Raw genomic sequence first — 15,316 nt, forward strand, 5'->3', positions numbered from 1 at the left:
CCAGGTGGAACTACTTGGTCATTCCCACGTGCCGGACGTCGAAGATCCCGAGGTTGACCCACGGCATGTCCTCGGTGCCCACGACCTTCGTGGTGGAGACGGTGGCGTTGGTCTGGTTGCAGATCGGGACGAACATCGCCTCCTTCAGCGTCAGATCCCAGATCTGGTTGTACAGCGGCGCCCGTTCCTCCTCCGACAGAGTCGGATTCGCGGCCTTCGCCGCGAGCTCCTTGATCTGTGCGTTGCCGTTGGCCAGGCCGTAGGAGCCGTTCAGGAAGTAGTTCACCGTCTCGGCCGGATCGACCTTGGGGCTGAAGCTGTTGGCGACCATCGACTGGAAGTCACCGGCGATGTAGCGCGGCTCGTTCTGCGTGTTGGGGACCGGGTTGAGTTCGGCGTCGATCCCCGCCTGCGACAGCGTGGACTGGATGACGTTCGCCGGCTTCTCGGTGTTGGTGCCCGCCGCGAAGGTCAACGTGACCTTCGCACCGCCCGCGGCCTGCACCAGGCTCTTCGCCTTCTCGAGGTCGAACTGATACGGGTACTGGTACGACTCGTCCGCGGACCAGCTACCGGCCGGGTACAGCTGACGGTTCGGGGTGCAGGTGTCGGAGAACAGCGCGCCGATCGCGGCCGGATCGATGGCCGACGCCACCGCCTGCCGGATCTCGGGCTTGGCGAGATCGCCCTGGGGACGCATGTAGAGGCCGAGCACGTTGCGGAAGGGCACCTCGGTGACGTCGAACGTGCCGCTCTTGGACAGTGACGCCGCCTCGACCACCTCGTTGGCCGAGCTGACCCAGCTCAGATCGGTGGCTCCGGTCTTGATCCCGTTCAGGCGAGTGCTCGCGTCCGCGACCCACTTGAACTCGATGCCCGCGACCTTGCCGGCCTCCGGATCCCAGTTGGTGCCCTCGGCGCGCGCCAGCGTGACCGACTCCTCGGGAACGTAGGCGGTGACGACGTAGGCTCCCGAGCCGGCCTGGCCCGGATTGTTGCGCAGGTCCGCACCTGCGGCAATGGCTTTGGGGCTGACCATCATTCCGACGTTGGAGCTGAACACCCCGGGGAGCTCCACACCGGTACCCGGTGCCAGCTGCAGGCGAACGGTGTGGTCGTCCACGACCTCGACGTTCGTGATGTTCTTCAGCGCAGCGACGACCGTGCTGCCCTCCATCGTCTTGCCACGCTGGATGTTCGCGGCCACGGCCGCGGCGTCGAACGGCGCACCGTCGTGGAACGTGACACCCTCACGGAGCTTCAGTTCGAGATACGAACCGTCCGGGGCGAACTCCCACGACTCGGCGAGTCCGGGCTGCAGGTCTCCCTCCCCGTCCACCACCGTCAGACGATCGAACACCGGTGTGAGATAACCCCATCCACCGTAACTGGTCTGGAGATGGGGATCGAGGTTGCGGGTCGGCGCGCTCGCCGTGACACGCAGGACGGCCGTGGAGTCGAGCTCGCCGGAGGCGCCCGACGTCGTCGACGAAGACGCACCGCCACCGCACGCCGCCAGGACTGCGGCGGCCGCCGCCAATGCCGCGAGATTCCTCGACCCGCGGATCCACTTCTCCCTCATTGATGTCCTCCTGCATGTCCACGACGAACCGAGCTGTGCCGATCGGGGGTAGACGGTGTGTGCTTGTCGGGGGTCACGCTGTCCGCAGCGAACGGGACAGCACTCCACTGCGGTACAGACGTCGGGCACGGTCGCCCGACACGCTGTGGCTGATTGAGCGCACGACGGACGTCGACGAAACGATCTCCCGCCGTGGCGGAACCGACCATAGCAGCTCATCGTTGAAAATGTGAGACGTATCTCACTGCCGTATAAGCACTTTCAGTAAACGACACCATCTGATGAACGACAGCTCACGGGCACGACGACGAGGGCGCTGCACCGGCAGCGCCCTCTGCGGGGACGGAGGAGATCCTGGGCTACTCGGCCACGAGCACCACCTCTTGCCGCTTCACCTTTCCGGTCGCGTTTCTCGGGAGTTCGGTGGTCGTGAGTGTCCAGCGCGTCGGAACCTTGTACCGCGCAATGCGTTCGGACATGAAGACGCTGAGCTCGTCCGCGGTCACGGCGCAGTCGTCCGATACGACGACCACGGCACACACCTCTTCCCCGAGGTCCGGGTGCTCGACGCCGAGCACGATGCACTCTCGCACCGCCGGATGCTCGTCGAGGACGTCCTCGACCTCTGCCGGGTAGACGTTCTCACCGCCGCGGAGAATGAGATCGGAACGGCGACTGCTGATCCGGAGGTGGCCGTCCGCCATGGTGCCCAGGTCACCGGTCCGCATCCAGCCGGTGGCGTCGATGGTCGCCGCGGTCGCCTCCGGGTTGTTCCAGTAGCCGAGCATCACGAGTGGACCGCGTACGTAGATCTCACCCTCGACGCCGTCCGGCACCGGCCGTCCGTCCTCGTCCCGCACCTCGACACGCATCGTCGGCACCGCGGTTCCGACGGTGTCGGGCCGTGCGGCCAGGTCCGCGGCCGTCGCGAGAGTCGCCGCCGAAGACGACTCGGTGAGGCCGTACGTGGTCCCGAGGGATCGTCCGGCCACCGGTAGCGTCCGGCGGAGCCGCTCCTTCAGCGCGGCGGACGACGGCGCCGAGCTGACCGAGATCGTCTGCAGCGACGAGAGATCGTAGGCGGAGAGGTCACCGTGCTCGACGAGCCGGCTGACCATGGTCGGGACGGCGCCCCAGTTGGTGAGCCGCTCGCGCTCGACGAGTCGCAGCACTCGGTCGATGTCGAACCGGCCGGTCGTGATCACCGCGGTGTCGCCGAACGCGAGGCGGGGAACCGCGAGGTTGTGCAGGGCCGCGATGTGGAAGAGCGGCGTGGCCAGGAGAAACCGTCGTGTGCCCGGTACCCGACCCAATTCGGTCGCCAATGCATCGTTGAAGCGGTGGAAGTCCACTGCGGCCACCATGTTCCGCTGCGAGTGCGTGGCTCCCTTGGGTCGACCGGTCGTCCCGCTGGTGAACAGGATGACCGCGGGATCCTCCTCGTCCACGTCGGACACCGGCAACTCCGCGCCCGGCCGCGCCGTCGAGAGCGCCGGAATGTCGTCCTCGGTCGACAGGACCGGAACGTCCACCTCCCCGAGCAACTCCCGGCGCGGCGCATCGGCCACGATCAGGTGCGGTTCGGAAAGCTCGACACCGTAGGCGATCTCACGGGCCGACCACAGCGAGTTCATGCCCACGGTGACGGCACCGAGCGCCGTCGCAGCCCAGAAGGTCATGATCCATTCGGCGTTGTTGGCGGACAGGATCGCGACCCGGTCGCCCTTGCCGATGCCGTATCGGGAACGCATCTCGTGCGCGAGCGACGCGACCCGCTCGAGATGCTCAGCGAACGTCAACCGGAGGTCGTCACACACCAGGTACTCGGCGTCACCGTAGCGCGCGGAGTCCACCAGCAACTGATGCAGGGACCGGCACCTGTCGCGGAACACCGGCATCGCGGCCCCGCGCACCTGCTCCTCGACGATCTCGAAAGCCGCACCCGGCGCGGTCAGTCGCGCGATGGCTTCCGTACGCGCATCCGGCGCTCGACGAAGGTCGGACATCACAACACCTTTCCGAGGAGGGATCGGTCGGGGCCGGGTTCGCCGGCCCCGATCAACGAACGGTCAACTGGCCACCGTCGACGTTCCAGGACTGGCCACTCACCCATGCAGCCTGGTCGCTGGCCAGAAACACTGCAGCCCAGGCGACCTCACGGGGGTTACCGGCACGCTGCAGCGGAATGTTGGCCTCGACGTACCGCTGCCACACGTCGGCGGGCCAGTCGTCGAGCCGGCTCGTGGAGGTGACGCCCGGACACAGGGCGTTCACCCGGATGCCCGACGGCCCGAGTTCCTTGGCCATCGACGACGTCAGCGACTGCACCGCGGCCTTCGATGCGGCGTAGGCGGCGGTGTTCGCACCACCGAGCTTGCCGCCGATCGAGGAGATGTTGACGATGCTTCCGCCCTCACCCCGCTCGACCATCGCCCGCGCGAAGGCGCGGCTCATCAGGAAGGTTCCCCGCAGGTTCACCCGGAGCACCCGATCCCAGACGTCGACGCCGAGCTCGGTGACGGGAACACGGTCACCACCGCGCGCGGCCGCCGCGTTGTTGACGAGGACGTCCACGCCGCCGTACTCGTCGCGCACCCGGGTCAGCAGTGTGTCCACCGACTCTTCGTCGGCGACGTCCGTGACGACGGCGGTCGCCCGCCGGCCGAGCGCGCGGATCTCGTCGGCGACGGACTCGATGTCACGCCAGCCAGCCGTCTTCTCCTCGTCGGTGAAGCGGTCCGGGGCCCGGCCGGTGCCGGTCACGACGACGTCACAGCCGGCACGGGCGAGTTCGACCGCGATCTCCCGGCCGATCGAGCGCATCCGCCCGGCGCCGGTGACCACCGCGACCTTCCCGTCGAGACCGGTGAGCTGCGCGGGCATCAGATGCGCTCGACGATCGCTCCGGTCGCCATCGCTCCGCCCGCGCACACCGCGACGAGTGCGCGTTCGCCGTCACGGCGCTCGAGCTCGTCGATCACGGCACCGATCAGCCGGACGCCCGACGAACCGACGGGGTGGCCCAGCGCGATCGCCCCGCCGCCCACGTTCAGGCGGTCCTCGTCGATGCCGTGCACGGCCGCCATCGACATCGGCACGGCGGCGAATGCCTCGTTGACCTCGAACAGATCGATGTCCTTGACGGACAGCCCCGTCCGCTCGAGCAGGTACTCGGTGGCTTGGACGGGGCCGTCGAGCAGGAAGTGCGTCTCCGCACCGATGAGGCACTGCGCGACGATCCGGGCCCGCGGGCGCAGACCGAGGTCGCGGGCGCGGGCCTCGTCCATGAGCACCGCGGCCGCGGCGCCGTCGGAGATCTGCGACGACGTGCCGGCGGTGTGCAGGCCGCCCTCGAGGACGGGCTTCAGGCGCGCGAGCGCCTCCATCGACGTCTCCCGCAGGCCCTGGTCGCGGGACACCACGGTGGGGGCCGCGCCGTCCGCGCCGGGCGCCTTCACCGGGATGATCGCCCGGTCGAATCGACCGTCCGCCCACGCCTGCGCGGCACGCTGCTGCGACCGCAGTCCGAACGCGTCGAGGTCCTCGCGCGTGAATCCGCGTCGACGCGCGATGCGGTCGGCGCCGTCGAACTGGGCGGGGATGTCCACACTCCAGTCCGCCGGCTTGGGGCTGCCGAAGTCGCCGCTGATGTTGGACAGCAGGGGAACTCGGGACATCGCCTCGACGCCGCACGCCATGCCCGCGTCGATGACGCCGGCGGCGATCTGGGCGGCGATCAGGTGTACCGACTGCTGGCCCGAGCCGCACTGGGCGTCGATGGTCGTCACGCCCGTCCGCTCCGGCAGGCCCGCGTGCAGCCACGCGTTGCGGTTGACGTTCGACGCCTGCTCCCCCGCCTGGGTGACGCAGCCGCCGATCACCTGCTCGATGAGCTTCGGGTCGAGATCCAGGCGCTCGAGAATGCCCGACTGGACCGCGCCCAGCAGTTCCGCGGCGTGCAGGCCGGACAGCCAGCCGCCGCGTCGACCGATCGGCGACCTCGCCGCGTCCACGATCACCGGGTTACCCATTGCAGTCCTCCTCGAACAGCGCGACCATTTCTGGAATGTGATTCTTGATACAGAGATCGACGCCACGGAGTCCGGGCCAGTCTCACTGGGTGGTAACTGGTGCCATCGAAATCTCGTTCTGGTGATTCCCCGACACCGGACGCACGTGCGACCGGTCGAGATCCCGGATGTCGCGCACCCCGAGGAGGGTCAGGCCCCGCTCGATCTCCGTCCGCAGGATCGTGAGCACCTGCTCGACGCCGCGGTCACCGGCCACCGCCATCCCGTACAGACACGGCCGGCCGATCAGCACCGCGTCGGCGCCGAGCGCGAGCGCCTTGATCACGTCGGTACCGCGCCGGATGCCGCCGTCGAGGAGCACCTCGGCCCGTCCCGCCACGGCGTCCGCCACGGCCGGCAGCGCCGACACCGACGGCACGCAGCCGTCCAACTGGCGACCGCCGTGATTGGAGACGACGACGCCGTCGACGCCGAGATCCACCGCCCGGACCGCGTCCTCCGCGCGCAGCACACCCTTGATGTAGAGCCGGCCCTTCCAGTTGTCCCGCATCCACGCCAGGTCGTCCCAGTTCAGGCGGGACTGGACGAGATGACGCTCCTGGACCTCGATCGACGCGAGCGCGGCGGTGACGCCGTCACCGGACGCGAGATTGCGACCGCCGATCCGCTTGTGCCGCACCACGTCGTACGCCCACCGGGGGTGCCGCGAGACGTCGAGCAGCCGCCGCGGCGTCAGTACGGGCGGCACTCCCATGCCCGCGCGCTTCTCGCCCTCCCGGTTGCCGACCGTCGGTACGTCCACCGTCACGAACAGGGAGCGGAAGCCGGCGTCCCACGCACGCCGCATGAGGGCAGCGGCCACCCCGCCCGAGCCGGGGTACAGCTGGAAGGCGTGCCGCTCACCGGCCGCGTCGGCGATCTCCTCCACCGACCACGTGGACGCCGTGCTGACGACACAGCGCGTTCCCACGCGCTCCGCCGCGCGGATCGCGTCGAGGTCGCCGCTCCACCGGGTGAGCCCGTTGAAGCCGGTGGGCGCGGTCAGGACCGGCATCGAGACCGGCATCCCGCCCACCTCGACGGCGAGATCGTGCGTGTCGTGACCGGCGAGGACGCTCGGAACCAGCCACCAGTCGTCGAACGCCGACCGGTTTCCGGCGACGGTCCGCAGGTCGTCGGCGCCGCCCTCGATGTACGCCCGCACCATGCGCGGCAACCGTCGGTGAGCCGCGTGGCGGTAGTCCTCGATGCTGAGGAGCTCACCGGAAGCCCTCCAGCGCCAGTCGAATCCGAATGCTCTCACGGCGACACCACCGTCCGGGACTCGTCGACGTACGCGGCGATCTTGCGGGCGGCCGCCGCCCAGCACCGGTCGCGCACGTCGGCGGTGATGCCCGCCGCGTGCGGTGTCACGACCACCCCCGGCGCCGACCACAGGTCGTGATCGGCGGGCAGCGGTTCGGGATCGGTGACGTCGAGGATCGCGTACACGCGCCGCTCCCGAACCACCGCGAGCAGGGCCGCCGTGTCCACCAGCTCTCCCCGTCCTGCATTGACCAGCACCGCACCGTCCTTCATCGTCGCGAGAAACTCCGCATCCACCAGGCGCACCGTCGTGTCGTCGAGCGGCAGCGCCAGGATCACCGCGTCCTGGTCACCGAGTTCCGCCCTGGCCTGTGCGTGGTCCACCACCCCGGTGCGCGTCGTGCGCCCGACCAGGGTGACCGTACAGCCGAACGGTTCGAGCCGTCGGCGCAGGTTCTCGCCGATGTCGCCCGCCCCGAACACGAGTACCCTTTTGCCGCATAGCGTTCCGGTCGGATGCGCCTCCCAGCGCCTCTCCTGTTGTTTGGTCCGGTAGCCCGCGAGATCCCGCACGTGGGCGAGCAGTTGCGCGACGGCCCACTCGGCCACCGCGCCGCCGTGGGCGCGGTCCGCGTTCGACACCCGCACCCCGTCCGGCACGACGTCGGCCCAGCGTTCGATCCCCGAACTGAACAGCTGCACCATCCGCAGCCGCGGCAACTGCGCGAACAGGTGACCGGCGTCCGCCGGATCGAGTCGGTGCGCCACCAGAACCTCTGCCTCGCGGGCGATGTCCGGCAGCCGTCGTCCTTCCGGGTCGTACACGACGGAACGAACGTCGGGCACCCCCGCGAGGGCCGACACTCCGCGCTCCTCGGGAACGAGAACCACGATCGGAGTCATCGTGCGGTCTCCACCCCCTCCGATCGCCGGGCGGCCACCCAGGCGAGGATGTCGGCCGGCCAGATCGGTCGCGACTGGCGGCGATAGTGATCCCACGTCGCCTCGAGAACCTCGGATTCGGTGCAGCCGGACAACAATTCGGACCAGTAGTACTCGTCGAGCCGCTCACCGGGTGGCCGCCGTTCGATTCCGGAGATGATCCGGATGACCTCGCGGCACGTGAAGATGTCCGCGGCGCGGTCCGCCGAGGCGGGACGGCGCGGGGTCCGGCCCGACTCCGCCTCGACGGGAATGGACGTCACGCTCATCGCTGCCGCGACAGGATCTTCTGCGCGAGCGGCGGCTCTGCGCGCAACGCCGCGCGCACCGCCGCTTCCCAGAAGCCGTGGTAGCCGTTGCCGTCGTTCTTCAGCTGCCGATCGAGCCACCAGTCCGGCAACGACGTCTTGTCCGGACCGCCTGCGACGCGCACCATCCACGCGTTCTTGCACCGCTGCTCGAGTGCGACGGCGCGGAGGTAGACCGCGCGGGCGGTGTCGGCGATGACGAATACGCCGTGCCCGCCCAGCAGCGCCCGATCCGCATCACCGATCGCGCGGACCGCCTTCTCCGCCGCCTCCATGCTGTTGACGGCGCCGTCGTACTCGTCGACCAGGACCAGTTCGCCGCCGCCCAGGCTCGAGCTCTGGTCGTATGCGGGCGGCACCTCCTTGATGTCGCCCCACACCGTGCCGTACTCGGAGTGGTTGTGCAGCGCCCACACCACCTCCGGTCGGGCGTTGTGCAACGCCAGGTGCAGCGGGATCCCCAGCGGAACCGGCCAGTCACCCTCGATCAGGTTGCCCTGCAGATCGATTCGGAGGATGTCCTCGGGGCACATCTCCTCCCACGTCAGCAGCCACGGATTGCACAGCAGGGTGCCGTCGCCGAGGTTGTAGGTGATGTGGCCGGCCAGGTGGTCGCGGTATCCCTCGTTCCAGAGGGTGCGACCGAGCATGACGATCTCTTCCCGGGGATCGAGCTCCGGAATCAGGTTGTCCGCGGTGGGTGTGAAATTCATCGAAGTATCTCCTCTCGGTTCCGGGGCACGGCCCCGGATGGGCACTCAGTCGAGTCCGCCGCGCCGCCACGGCTCGAAGAACTCTGCGATTGCACGTGCGACGTCGTCGGGAGAGTCGTCGATGAAGAAGTGCCCTCCCGGAATCGTTCCTCCGGTGACGTTGTGCGCAAATCGCTTCCAGACGTTCAGGGGGTGCTCACGTCGGGTGAGCGGCCCGCGGTCGCCCCACAGGACGAGCACCGGGCAGGCGATCCGACGACCGGCGTCCAGCGCGTCGTGCTCGAGGTCGACGGACGCACCGGCCCGGTAGTCCTCGCACGTCCCGTGGACCACCGCCGGATCGCGGAAATAGCTCTTGTAGTGCTCGACGTCGTCGTCGGACATCGAGGTGTCCGCGCCACCGGCCAGGCCGAGGACGTTGTCCATCCACGCATCCGGATTGCCGTCGATGAGCTGCTCGGCCAGTCGGTGCGGCCGGATCAGGAAGAACCAGTGGAAGTACATCGTCGCCAGCTGCCGGTCGGTGGTCGCGTAGACCTCCGAGGTGGGCAGGATGTCGAGCAGCGCGGCCTGGACGACCTTCTCGGGATGATCCAGGCACATGCGATGCACCACCCGCGCACCCCGGTCGTGGCCGGCGACCGCAAATCTCTCGAAGCCCAACCTGCGCATGACTTCTACCTGGTCGCCGGCCATCACCCGTTTGGAGTACGCCGCGTGGGTGTCGTCGCCCACCGGCTTGCCGCTGTCGCCGTAACCGCGCAGATCCGTGGTCACGACCGTGAAGCGGTCGGCGAGGTCGTCGGCGACCTGCTCCCAGACGCGCCGGGTCTGCGGATAGCCGTGCAGGAGCAACAACGGCGGACCCGAGCCCACCACCCGAGTGGCTATCTCCACTCCGCCCACGTCGACGAGCAACGACTCTCCTCAGCCTCGGGGAAGGACGATCTCGGGCAGCGGGTGGCGGTACAGCTTGGCGGCGTTCTCGCTGCACATCATCCGCAGCTCGTGCGCGGGGATGTCGCCCCAGTACTTCTCGATGACGCTCTGGGTGTGCGGCCACGTGCCGTCGCCGTGCGGGTAGTCGGTCTCGAGCATGATGTGGTCGACGCCGATGACGTCGCGCAGCGCGATCGTCGACGGATCGTCGAGGGTGCAGAACCAGAAGTTCCGTCGCAGGACGTCCGCCGGCCGCTCGTCCCAGCCGAGGCCGTAGCCGGAGCGGTCGATGATGTTGTCGAGCCGGTCGATCAGCATCGGAACCCAGCCGATGCCACCCTCACTCATCGCAATCTTCATGGTCGGGTGCCGCACGGGGTAGCCCGACCACAGCCACTCGCTGCACGCTCCGAGCGACAGCTGACCGAACATGGTGGCGCCCAACTGGAGTCCCGGAGCGCCCTGCGGGTACTGGTACATGCCCGAGCTGCCGACGTGCAGCGAGATGACGGTGTCGGTGTCGACGCACGCCTGGATGATCGGGTCCCAGTGGTCGCGATCCCACAGCGACGGCAGACCGATCGCGTGCGGACGCTCGGGGAACGTCACCGAGGTGAATCCACGATCCGCATTGCGCTCGATCTCCTTGACCGCCTCGATCGGATCGGTGAGATACGTGATGCCACCGGGGATGACGCGCGTCGGGTACTCGAGGTACCACTCGTTGTAGATCCAGTCGTTCCACGCCCGCACCGCGGCGATGCCGACCTCCTTGTCGGAGGCGTGCGCGAACACGCGACCGCAGAAGCCGGTGATCTGCGACGGGAAGTTCAGCATCGCCCAGATGCCACCGAGGTCCATGTCTCTGACGCGCGCATGGATGTCGTAGCAGCCGGGACGCATCTGGTCGAAGCGGAACGGCTCGTACTTGACGGACTCCTTCCGTCGTCCCGCGACCGCATTCATGCCCACCTGGCTGTAGATGTTGCCGTCGAACTCCCAGACCTGCGAACCGTCGTCGCCCTCGAGAATCCTCGGCCCCCGGTCCTTGAGCGAGGCGGGCATCCACGTCTCGAACAGGTGGGCCGGCTCGACCACGTGGTCGTCCACGGAGATGACCGTGTACTTGACCTCGGCCTGCTCGGGCTCGGGGTTGAAGAGTTCGGGATCGAGTTCCTGATTGACAGCCGTCACGGCACGCTCCTTAGAGAAGCCACGTGGGGGCCGCTTCGCGAGGGCCCTTGCCACGGGACGTATCACTATGTGATAGTAAGTATCACTTGCAAATACACACTAGGAGTGATCGACATCTCAGTCAAGACATTGGGCACCCTCGCGCGCGGTCTGCGAGTCGTCGAGGCGATCGCCGAGCACCAGCCGATCGGACTGACCGACCTCTCCCGCGTGCTCGACGAGGACAAGAGCGCACTGCAGCGCACGCTTGCGACGCTGCACGACGCGGGATGGATTCGCCCGCTTCCCGATTCGCCGCCGAGGTGGGAGGTGTCGGTCAAGCCGCTGGTCGTGGCGGGACGCGCACTGACGTCGTCGCCGTTGCCCGCCCGCGCCCGGCCACTGCTCGGCTCCCTGCGCGACGCGACGGGCGAGACCGCGCACCTCGCACTCGTCGACCAGTCGACGATCGCCGTCGTGGACGTCGCGGAGGGGAAACAGATCGTCCGCACCGCGCTCCAGGTCGGCCAGGTCCATCCGCCGGAGACCAGCGCGGCGGGGCGCGCGATCTGCGCGCAACTCGCCCCCGACACCCGCGCGGCGCTGGCATCCGACCCGGCGGCGCTCCTCACCGACGACGAGTACACGCAGATCCGCACCCGCGGTTGGTCACTGTGCGAGGGCGCCGTCCAGCCCGGATCGACGAGCATCGGCGCGGCCGTCCTCGACTCGAGCGGAAACCCGATCGGCGCCGTGATCGTGAGCGGTCCGGACACGCGACTCACGCCGGATCGGTACGCCGAGATCGGGGCGCTCGTTCGCGACACGGCCGCCGAACTCGGAGGTGGTCGGCAGCACTGACCGGTGCCGACGCACCGCAACTCCCCATTGCCATCGTGACAATGCCCATTGTATGGTTCAGCTAACAGTTACCAGCAGTCACACACAGATGGCTCGCCGCGACAGCGGCCGTGACCGAACGAGGGGAAGTCATGACCACTGCGACTCCGTCGACTCGCACAGCTCCGCCGGTGTCCGACCGCGAGGAGACCGCGCGGCGACTGCTGGCCTCCTCGGCGCGCAAGTCGTACGACCCGATGGTCGAGGTCGACTGGGAGGCACCGGTGCCCACCGACAAGTTCGGCCTCACCCCCGAGTGGAGCACGCTGTACGGCACCGCGCTGTGGGACGAGCTGAGCGACGAGCAGAAGATCGAACTCACCAAGCACGAGGCCGCCAGCGTCTCGAGCGTCGGCCTGTGGTTCGAGATCCTGCTCATGCAGATGCTGCTGCGCGACGTCTACGGCCGCGACAAGCACTCGCGCCACGTACAGTTCGCGCTCACCGAGGTGGCCGACGAGTGCCGCCACTCGGTGATGTTCGCGCGCGCCGGCGAGAAGTTCGGGATGCCCGACTACGGCCCGATCACGTTCATCCACAAGGCCGGCCGGCTGTGGGGCGGCCTGTTCCGCGGCGCCAACGCGTACGCCAGCGTGATGGCGGCCGAGGAAATCCTCGACATGATGCAGCGCGACTTCATGAAGGACGAGCGCGTCCAGCCGATCACCCGGACAGTCAGCAAGATCCACGTCCTCGAGGAGGCCCGGCACATCCGGTTCGCGCGCGAGGAGGTCGCGCGCCGACTGCAGGGCGCATCCCGCGGCCGACGGGCATTCGAACGCGTCAGCACCGCCGTCACGGTCTACTTCGTCATGAAGAGCATGATCCATCCGGACGTCTACACCAACGCCGGCATCGACCGCGATCGCGCGCTCGACGTGGCACGCACCAACAAGCACCACCACGACATGATCCGCACGTCGGGCTCGAAGCTCATGAGCTTCCTCGACGGAGTCGGCCTCGTCGGCGGTCCGTCCAAGGTGCTGTACAAGAGGGTCCACCTGCTCTGACGGCAGGGTCACGGCGTGAGTGCGCGGTGTGCGATCAGGGGTCTCGCACACCGCGCATTCGCGTTTCTCGAGGCCTCGCCGCCGTCCGCCACCGCGTGACATCTCCGAAACAGCTGTGCTCCGGACGCTTTCGCCCGGAGCACAGCCAGAATCAGGGAGCGTCGAAACGCTACACCGGAGGATTCACCGGGCTGCCGCCGGAACCGCTGATGTCGAAACCGGACGAGCCGGCGGAGAAGGCCAGGTTGAGGATGATGGTGAAAAGGTCGTTTGTACTGAACACTTCGACACCTCTTGTCTGTCGGTAGAACAGGAACCGATTCGTACGGTTCGCACGCTATCAGCGTGCGGCAGAGACTGCTTGGTACCGACAGGGGCCCGGTTCGCCCACCGGACCGCCGTCCGTGCCCACCGCATCACCTGCCGTCGATACTCGGCTCCTCTCAACGGGTTCACCGGACCCGACTCCCCGAGATCTGGAGCCGCCATGACGACCGAAAGCCCACCCGCGACGCAGTGTGTCGACGTGACCGTCTCGAACGGCGTCGCCACCGTCACGATCGATCGGCCGCCGGCCAACGCATTCGATCCCGCCCTGATCGCCGAGCTGCTCGCGGTGCTGCCGCCGTTGGCGGCCGACCCCGACGTCCGCTGCCTCGTCGTGCGCGGCACCGGTCGATTCTTCGTCGCGGGAGCCGACATCCGGGTCATGCGCGCGCTCACCGAGGACACCCAGCGCGCGATGCGGCCGTGGATCGAGGTGCAGAAGCTGCTGGAGACCGCGCCGAAACCCGTTGTCGCAGCACTGAACGGCCACGCCCTCGGCGGCGGCGCCGAGCTCTCCCTCGCCTGCGACGTACGTGTGATGACCGCGTCGGCAACCATCGGTTTCCCCGAGATGGGGCTCGGGCTCTTCCCCGGCGCCGGCGGCAGCCAGCGACTCCCCCGGCTGCTCGGGACCCATCGCGCGAAGCTGCTGATGATCCAGGGGGCCCGGCTGTCGGCCGCGGAAGCGCTGCGCATCGGACTGGTCGACGAGATCGTGCCGGACGACGAATTCGATTCCCGCACAGCCGAGCTCGCGGCCGATCTGGCCGCGAAGCCGACCCGGACCATCGGCCTGCTCAAGCGGATCGTCGAGGAGGGGCGCACGCTCTCCCTCGACGAGGCCCTCGACCTCGAGTTCGCGGCCGTCCTCGAACTGATCCGCACCGACGACACCGCCGAGGGGCTGCAGGCCTTCCTCGACAAGCGGGCGCCGTCGTTCACCGGCCGCTGAGTCCGCGCGCCCACCACTCCACTCCGTCCGAAGGACACCCCATGACATCCAGATTCCGGCGCCGCGCAGTCGCCGCCGTCGCGGCACTGGCCGCGGTCACCGTCGCCGCCACCGCGTGCTCGCGACCCGCCTCCGAGTCCGCTTCCTCGTCCCCCGACGGCCTCGTCCGCATCTCGGTCGGCGTCGATCCCTCCTACGCACCGTTCTTCGTCGCCGAGAAGGAGGGCCTGTTCGAGGCAGCGGGCCTCAACGTGCAGATCATCCAGACCGAGGGCGGCGCCGCGGGCGCGCAGAACGTCGTCGCCGGCACCTCTGAGATGTCCGGCAACGCCGACTCGACCGCCGTGACGGTGATGGCCGCCAATCCGAGCCTGCGCGCGCTCGGCGTCTACGAGGAGTCCGACCGCTACTTCCAGGTAGTCCTCCGGTCGGGTGTCACGCCCCAGACGATCAAGACGATGGGCGTGTTCCCCGGCATCGGCCTCTACTTCACGCACGCGTACCTGCGCAGTCTCGGCCTCGACCCCGCCGCCGTGAAGCTGGTGAGCACCAGCCCGCCCGAGCAGCCGGCCCTCCTCGCCCGCGGTGACATCGACGGCTTCATCTCGTTCGACCCGTGGGTCGCGCAGGCCGTCGCGACCGGCGGACGTGTCGTCGGCACCAGCGGCGACTTCGGCGCCCGGTACTCGCAGTGGCTGCTCACCTCGGAGTCGTGGCTGTCCGCGAACGAGGAACTGGCGGCGCGGGTCTTCGGCGTCGTCGCCGACGCGGCCGCGATCGTGAACTCCGACCCCGATCGTGCGGCCGCCGCAATCTCTTCGGCGATCCAGATGGATCCGGCGGAGGCGAAGCGCACCGTGACCCAGATCGATTTCGTGGGACGGGACTTCACCGCCGACGACGCGGCCCGCGCCGACGATCTGGTCACGTTCTTCCGCGACCAGGGCAAGATCACCGGCACCGTCGACACCGACACGGTGATGCTGCACGGGTGGGTCACCGAGCACGCGAAGAACGAATGACGGCCCCGTTCTGCTGACCGGACCGCCCCGGTTCGGTCAGCAGAACGGAACCGTTTCCTCGCGCCCGTGGCCGCCATAGGGTCGGCGCACTCACCGAAAACCCGCGTCACCG

At 68.6% G+C, this 15,316-nt stretch carries 14 protein-coding genes; 4 read left to right on the forward strand and 10 right to left on the reverse strand.

All coding sequences use genetic code 11. From position 1 onward, the window contains the following. Nucleotides 1-10: 10 nt before the first annotated feature. The 10 genes from ACQ5DX_RS21395 to ACQ5DX_RS21440 all read right to left on the reverse strand — a co-directional run bounded on the left by ACQ5DX_RS21395 (nucleotide 11) and on the right by ACQ5DX_RS21440 (nucleotide 11,014). On the reverse strand, nucleotides 11-1,582 hold the full coding sequence (locus tag ACQ5DX_RS21395; RefSeq protein ID WP_430334485.1) for an ABC transporter substrate-binding protein: 1,572 nt from the start codon (nucleotides 1,580-1,582) through the stop codon (nucleotides 11-13). Between the two features lie 359 nt (nucleotides 1,583-1,941). Beyond that, on the reverse strand, nucleotides 1,942-3,588 hold the full coding sequence (locus ACQ5DX_RS21400) for a class I adenylate-forming enzyme family protein (RefSeq protein WP_430334486.1): 1,647 nt from the start codon (nucleotides 3,586-3,588) through the stop codon (nucleotides 1,942-1,944). 52 nt (nucleotides 3,589-3,640) lie between these two features. Continuing rightward, complete coding sequence (locus ACQ5DX_RS21405; protein WP_430334487.1) at nucleotides 3,641-4,465, reverse strand: SDR family NAD(P)-dependent oxidoreductase; 825 nt, start codon at nucleotides 4,463-4,465, stop codon at nucleotides 3,641-3,643. Continuing rightward, on the reverse strand, nucleotides 4,465-5,613 hold the full coding sequence (locus tag ACQ5DX_RS21410; protein WP_430334488.1) for a steroid 3-ketoacyl-CoA thiolase: 1,149 nt from the start codon (nucleotides 5,611-5,613) through the stop codon (nucleotides 4,465-4,467). Before ACQ5DX_RS21410 ends, ACQ5DX_RS21405 begins: the two co-directional genes overlap by 1 nt. Nucleotides 5,614-5,695: 82 nt before the next feature. Continuing rightward, complete coding sequence (locus tag ACQ5DX_RS21415; protein WP_430334489.1) at nucleotides 5,696-6,916, reverse strand: alpha-hydroxy acid oxidase; 1,221 nt, start codon at nucleotides 6,914-6,916, stop codon at nucleotides 5,696-5,698. After that, nucleotides 6,913-7,821 (reverse strand): NAD(P)-dependent oxidoreductase, encoded by a 909-nt coding sequence (locus ACQ5DX_RS21420; RefSeq protein ID WP_430334490.1) that lies wholly within the window; start codon nucleotides 7,819-7,821, stop codon nucleotides 6,913-6,915. The genes ACQ5DX_RS21415 and ACQ5DX_RS21420 overlap by 4 nt, the downstream gene beginning before the upstream one ends. Further along, complete coding sequence (locus tag ACQ5DX_RS21425) at nucleotides 7,818-8,129, reverse strand: galactose-1-phosphate uridylyltransferase (protein ID WP_430334491.1); 312 nt, start codon at nucleotides 8,127-8,129, stop codon at nucleotides 7,818-7,820. Before ACQ5DX_RS21425 ends, ACQ5DX_RS21420 begins: the two co-directional genes overlap by 4 nt. Beyond that, nucleotides 8,126-8,881 (reverse strand): class II aldolase/adducin family protein, encoded by a 756-nt coding sequence (locus ACQ5DX_RS21430; protein ID WP_430334492.1) that lies wholly within the window; start codon nucleotides 8,879-8,881, stop codon nucleotides 8,126-8,128. The genes ACQ5DX_RS21425 and ACQ5DX_RS21430 overlap by 4 nt, the downstream gene beginning before the upstream one ends. Before the next feature lie 45 nt (nucleotides 8,882-8,926). Beyond that, nucleotides 8,927-9,799: an alpha/beta fold hydrolase gene (locus tag ACQ5DX_RS21435; RefSeq protein ID WP_430334493.1), complete on the reverse strand. Its 873-nt coding sequence runs from the start codon at nucleotides 9,797-9,799 to the stop codon at nucleotides 8,927-8,929. A 9-nt stretch (nucleotides 9,800-9,808) separates the two neighbouring features. Beyond that, on the reverse strand, nucleotides 9,809-11,014 hold the full coding sequence (locus ACQ5DX_RS21440; RefSeq protein ID WP_430334494.1) for an amidohydrolase family protein: 1,206 nt from the start codon (nucleotides 11,012-11,014) through the stop codon (nucleotides 9,809-9,811). A 105-nt stretch (nucleotides 11,015-11,119) separates the two neighbouring features. Here ACQ5DX_RS21440 and ACQ5DX_RS21445 point away from each other — a divergent pair, with 105 nt between their 5' ends. The 4 genes from ACQ5DX_RS21445 (at nucleotide 11,120) to ACQ5DX_RS21460 (ending at nucleotide 15,204) form a co-directional block, all read left to right on the forward strand. Beyond that, nucleotides 11,120-11,854, forward strand: a complete 735-nt coding sequence (locus ACQ5DX_RS21445) for an IclR family transcriptional regulator (protein WP_430334495.1) — start codon at nucleotides 11,120-11,122, stop codon at nucleotides 11,852-11,854. A gap of 131 nt (nucleotides 11,855-11,985) precedes the next feature. After that, nucleotides 11,986-12,903: an AurF N-oxygenase family protein gene (locus tag ACQ5DX_RS21450; protein WP_430334496.1), complete on the forward strand. Its 918-nt coding sequence runs from the start codon at nucleotides 11,986-11,988 to the stop codon at nucleotides 12,901-12,903. Nucleotides 12,904-13,390: 487 nt separating this feature from the next. Then, on the forward strand, nucleotides 13,391-14,182 hold the full coding sequence (locus ACQ5DX_RS21455) for an enoyl-CoA hydratase/isomerase family protein (protein ID WP_430334497.1): 792 nt from the start codon (nucleotides 13,391-13,393) through the stop codon (nucleotides 14,180-14,182). Nucleotides 14,183-14,223: 41 nt separating this feature from the next. Next, nucleotides 14,224-15,204 (forward strand): ABC transporter substrate-binding protein, encoded by a 981-nt coding sequence (locus tag ACQ5DX_RS21460; protein ID WP_430334498.1) that lies wholly within the window; start codon nucleotides 14,224-14,226, stop codon nucleotides 15,202-15,204. Nucleotides 15,205-15,316: the final 112 nt, after the last annotated feature.

This window comes from Rhodococcus sp. ACT016 (genome assembly GCF_050477185.1).
In the GTDB taxonomy this organism is placed as follows: domain Bacteria; phylum Actinomycetota; class Actinomycetes; order Mycobacteriales; family Mycobacteriaceae; genus Prescottella.

Excerpts from the sequence above, each read along its gene's own strand:
- ACQ5DX_RS21405 (WP_430334487.1), bottom strand. The coding sequence starts at position 4,465 with ATGCCCGCGCAGCTCACCGGTCTCGACGGGAAGGTCGCGGTGGTCACC.
- ACQ5DX_RS21425 (WP_430334491.1), bottom strand. The coding sequence starts at position 8,129 with ATGAGCGTGACGTCCATTCCCGTCGAGGCGGAGTCGGGCCGGACCCCG.
- ACQ5DX_RS21420 (WP_430334490.1), bottom strand. The coding sequence starts at position 7,821 with ATGACTCCGATCGTGGTTCTCGTTCCCGAGGAGCGCGGAGTGTCGGCC.
- ACQ5DX_RS21430 (WP_430334492.1), bottom strand. The coding sequence starts at position 8,881 with ATGAATTTCACACCCACCGCGGACAACCTGATTCCGGAGCTCGATCCC.
- ACQ5DX_RS21400 (WP_430334486.1), bottom strand. The coding sequence starts at position 3,588 with ATGTCCGACCTTCGTCGAGCGCCGGATGCGCGTACGGAAGCCATCGCG.
- ACQ5DX_RS21410 (WP_430334488.1), bottom strand. The coding sequence starts at position 5,613 with ATGGGTAACCCGGTGATCGTGGACGCGGCGAGGTCGCCGATCGGTCGA.
- ACQ5DX_RS21395 (WP_430334485.1), bottom strand. The coding sequence starts at position 1,582 with ATGAGGGAGAAGTGGATCCGCGGGTCGAGGAATCTCGCGGCATTGGCG.
- ACQ5DX_RS21460 (WP_430334498.1), top strand. The coding sequence starts at position 14,224 with ATGACATCCAGATTCCGGCGCCGCGCAGTCGCCGCCGTCGCGGCACTG.
- ACQ5DX_RS21450 (WP_430334496.1), top strand. The coding sequence starts at position 11,986 with ATGACCACTGCGACTCCGTCGACTCGCACAGCTCCGCCGGTGTCCGAC.
- ACQ5DX_RS21455 (WP_430334497.1), top strand. The coding sequence starts at position 13,391 with ATGACGACCGAAAGCCCACCCGCGACGCAGTGTGTCGACGTGACCGTC.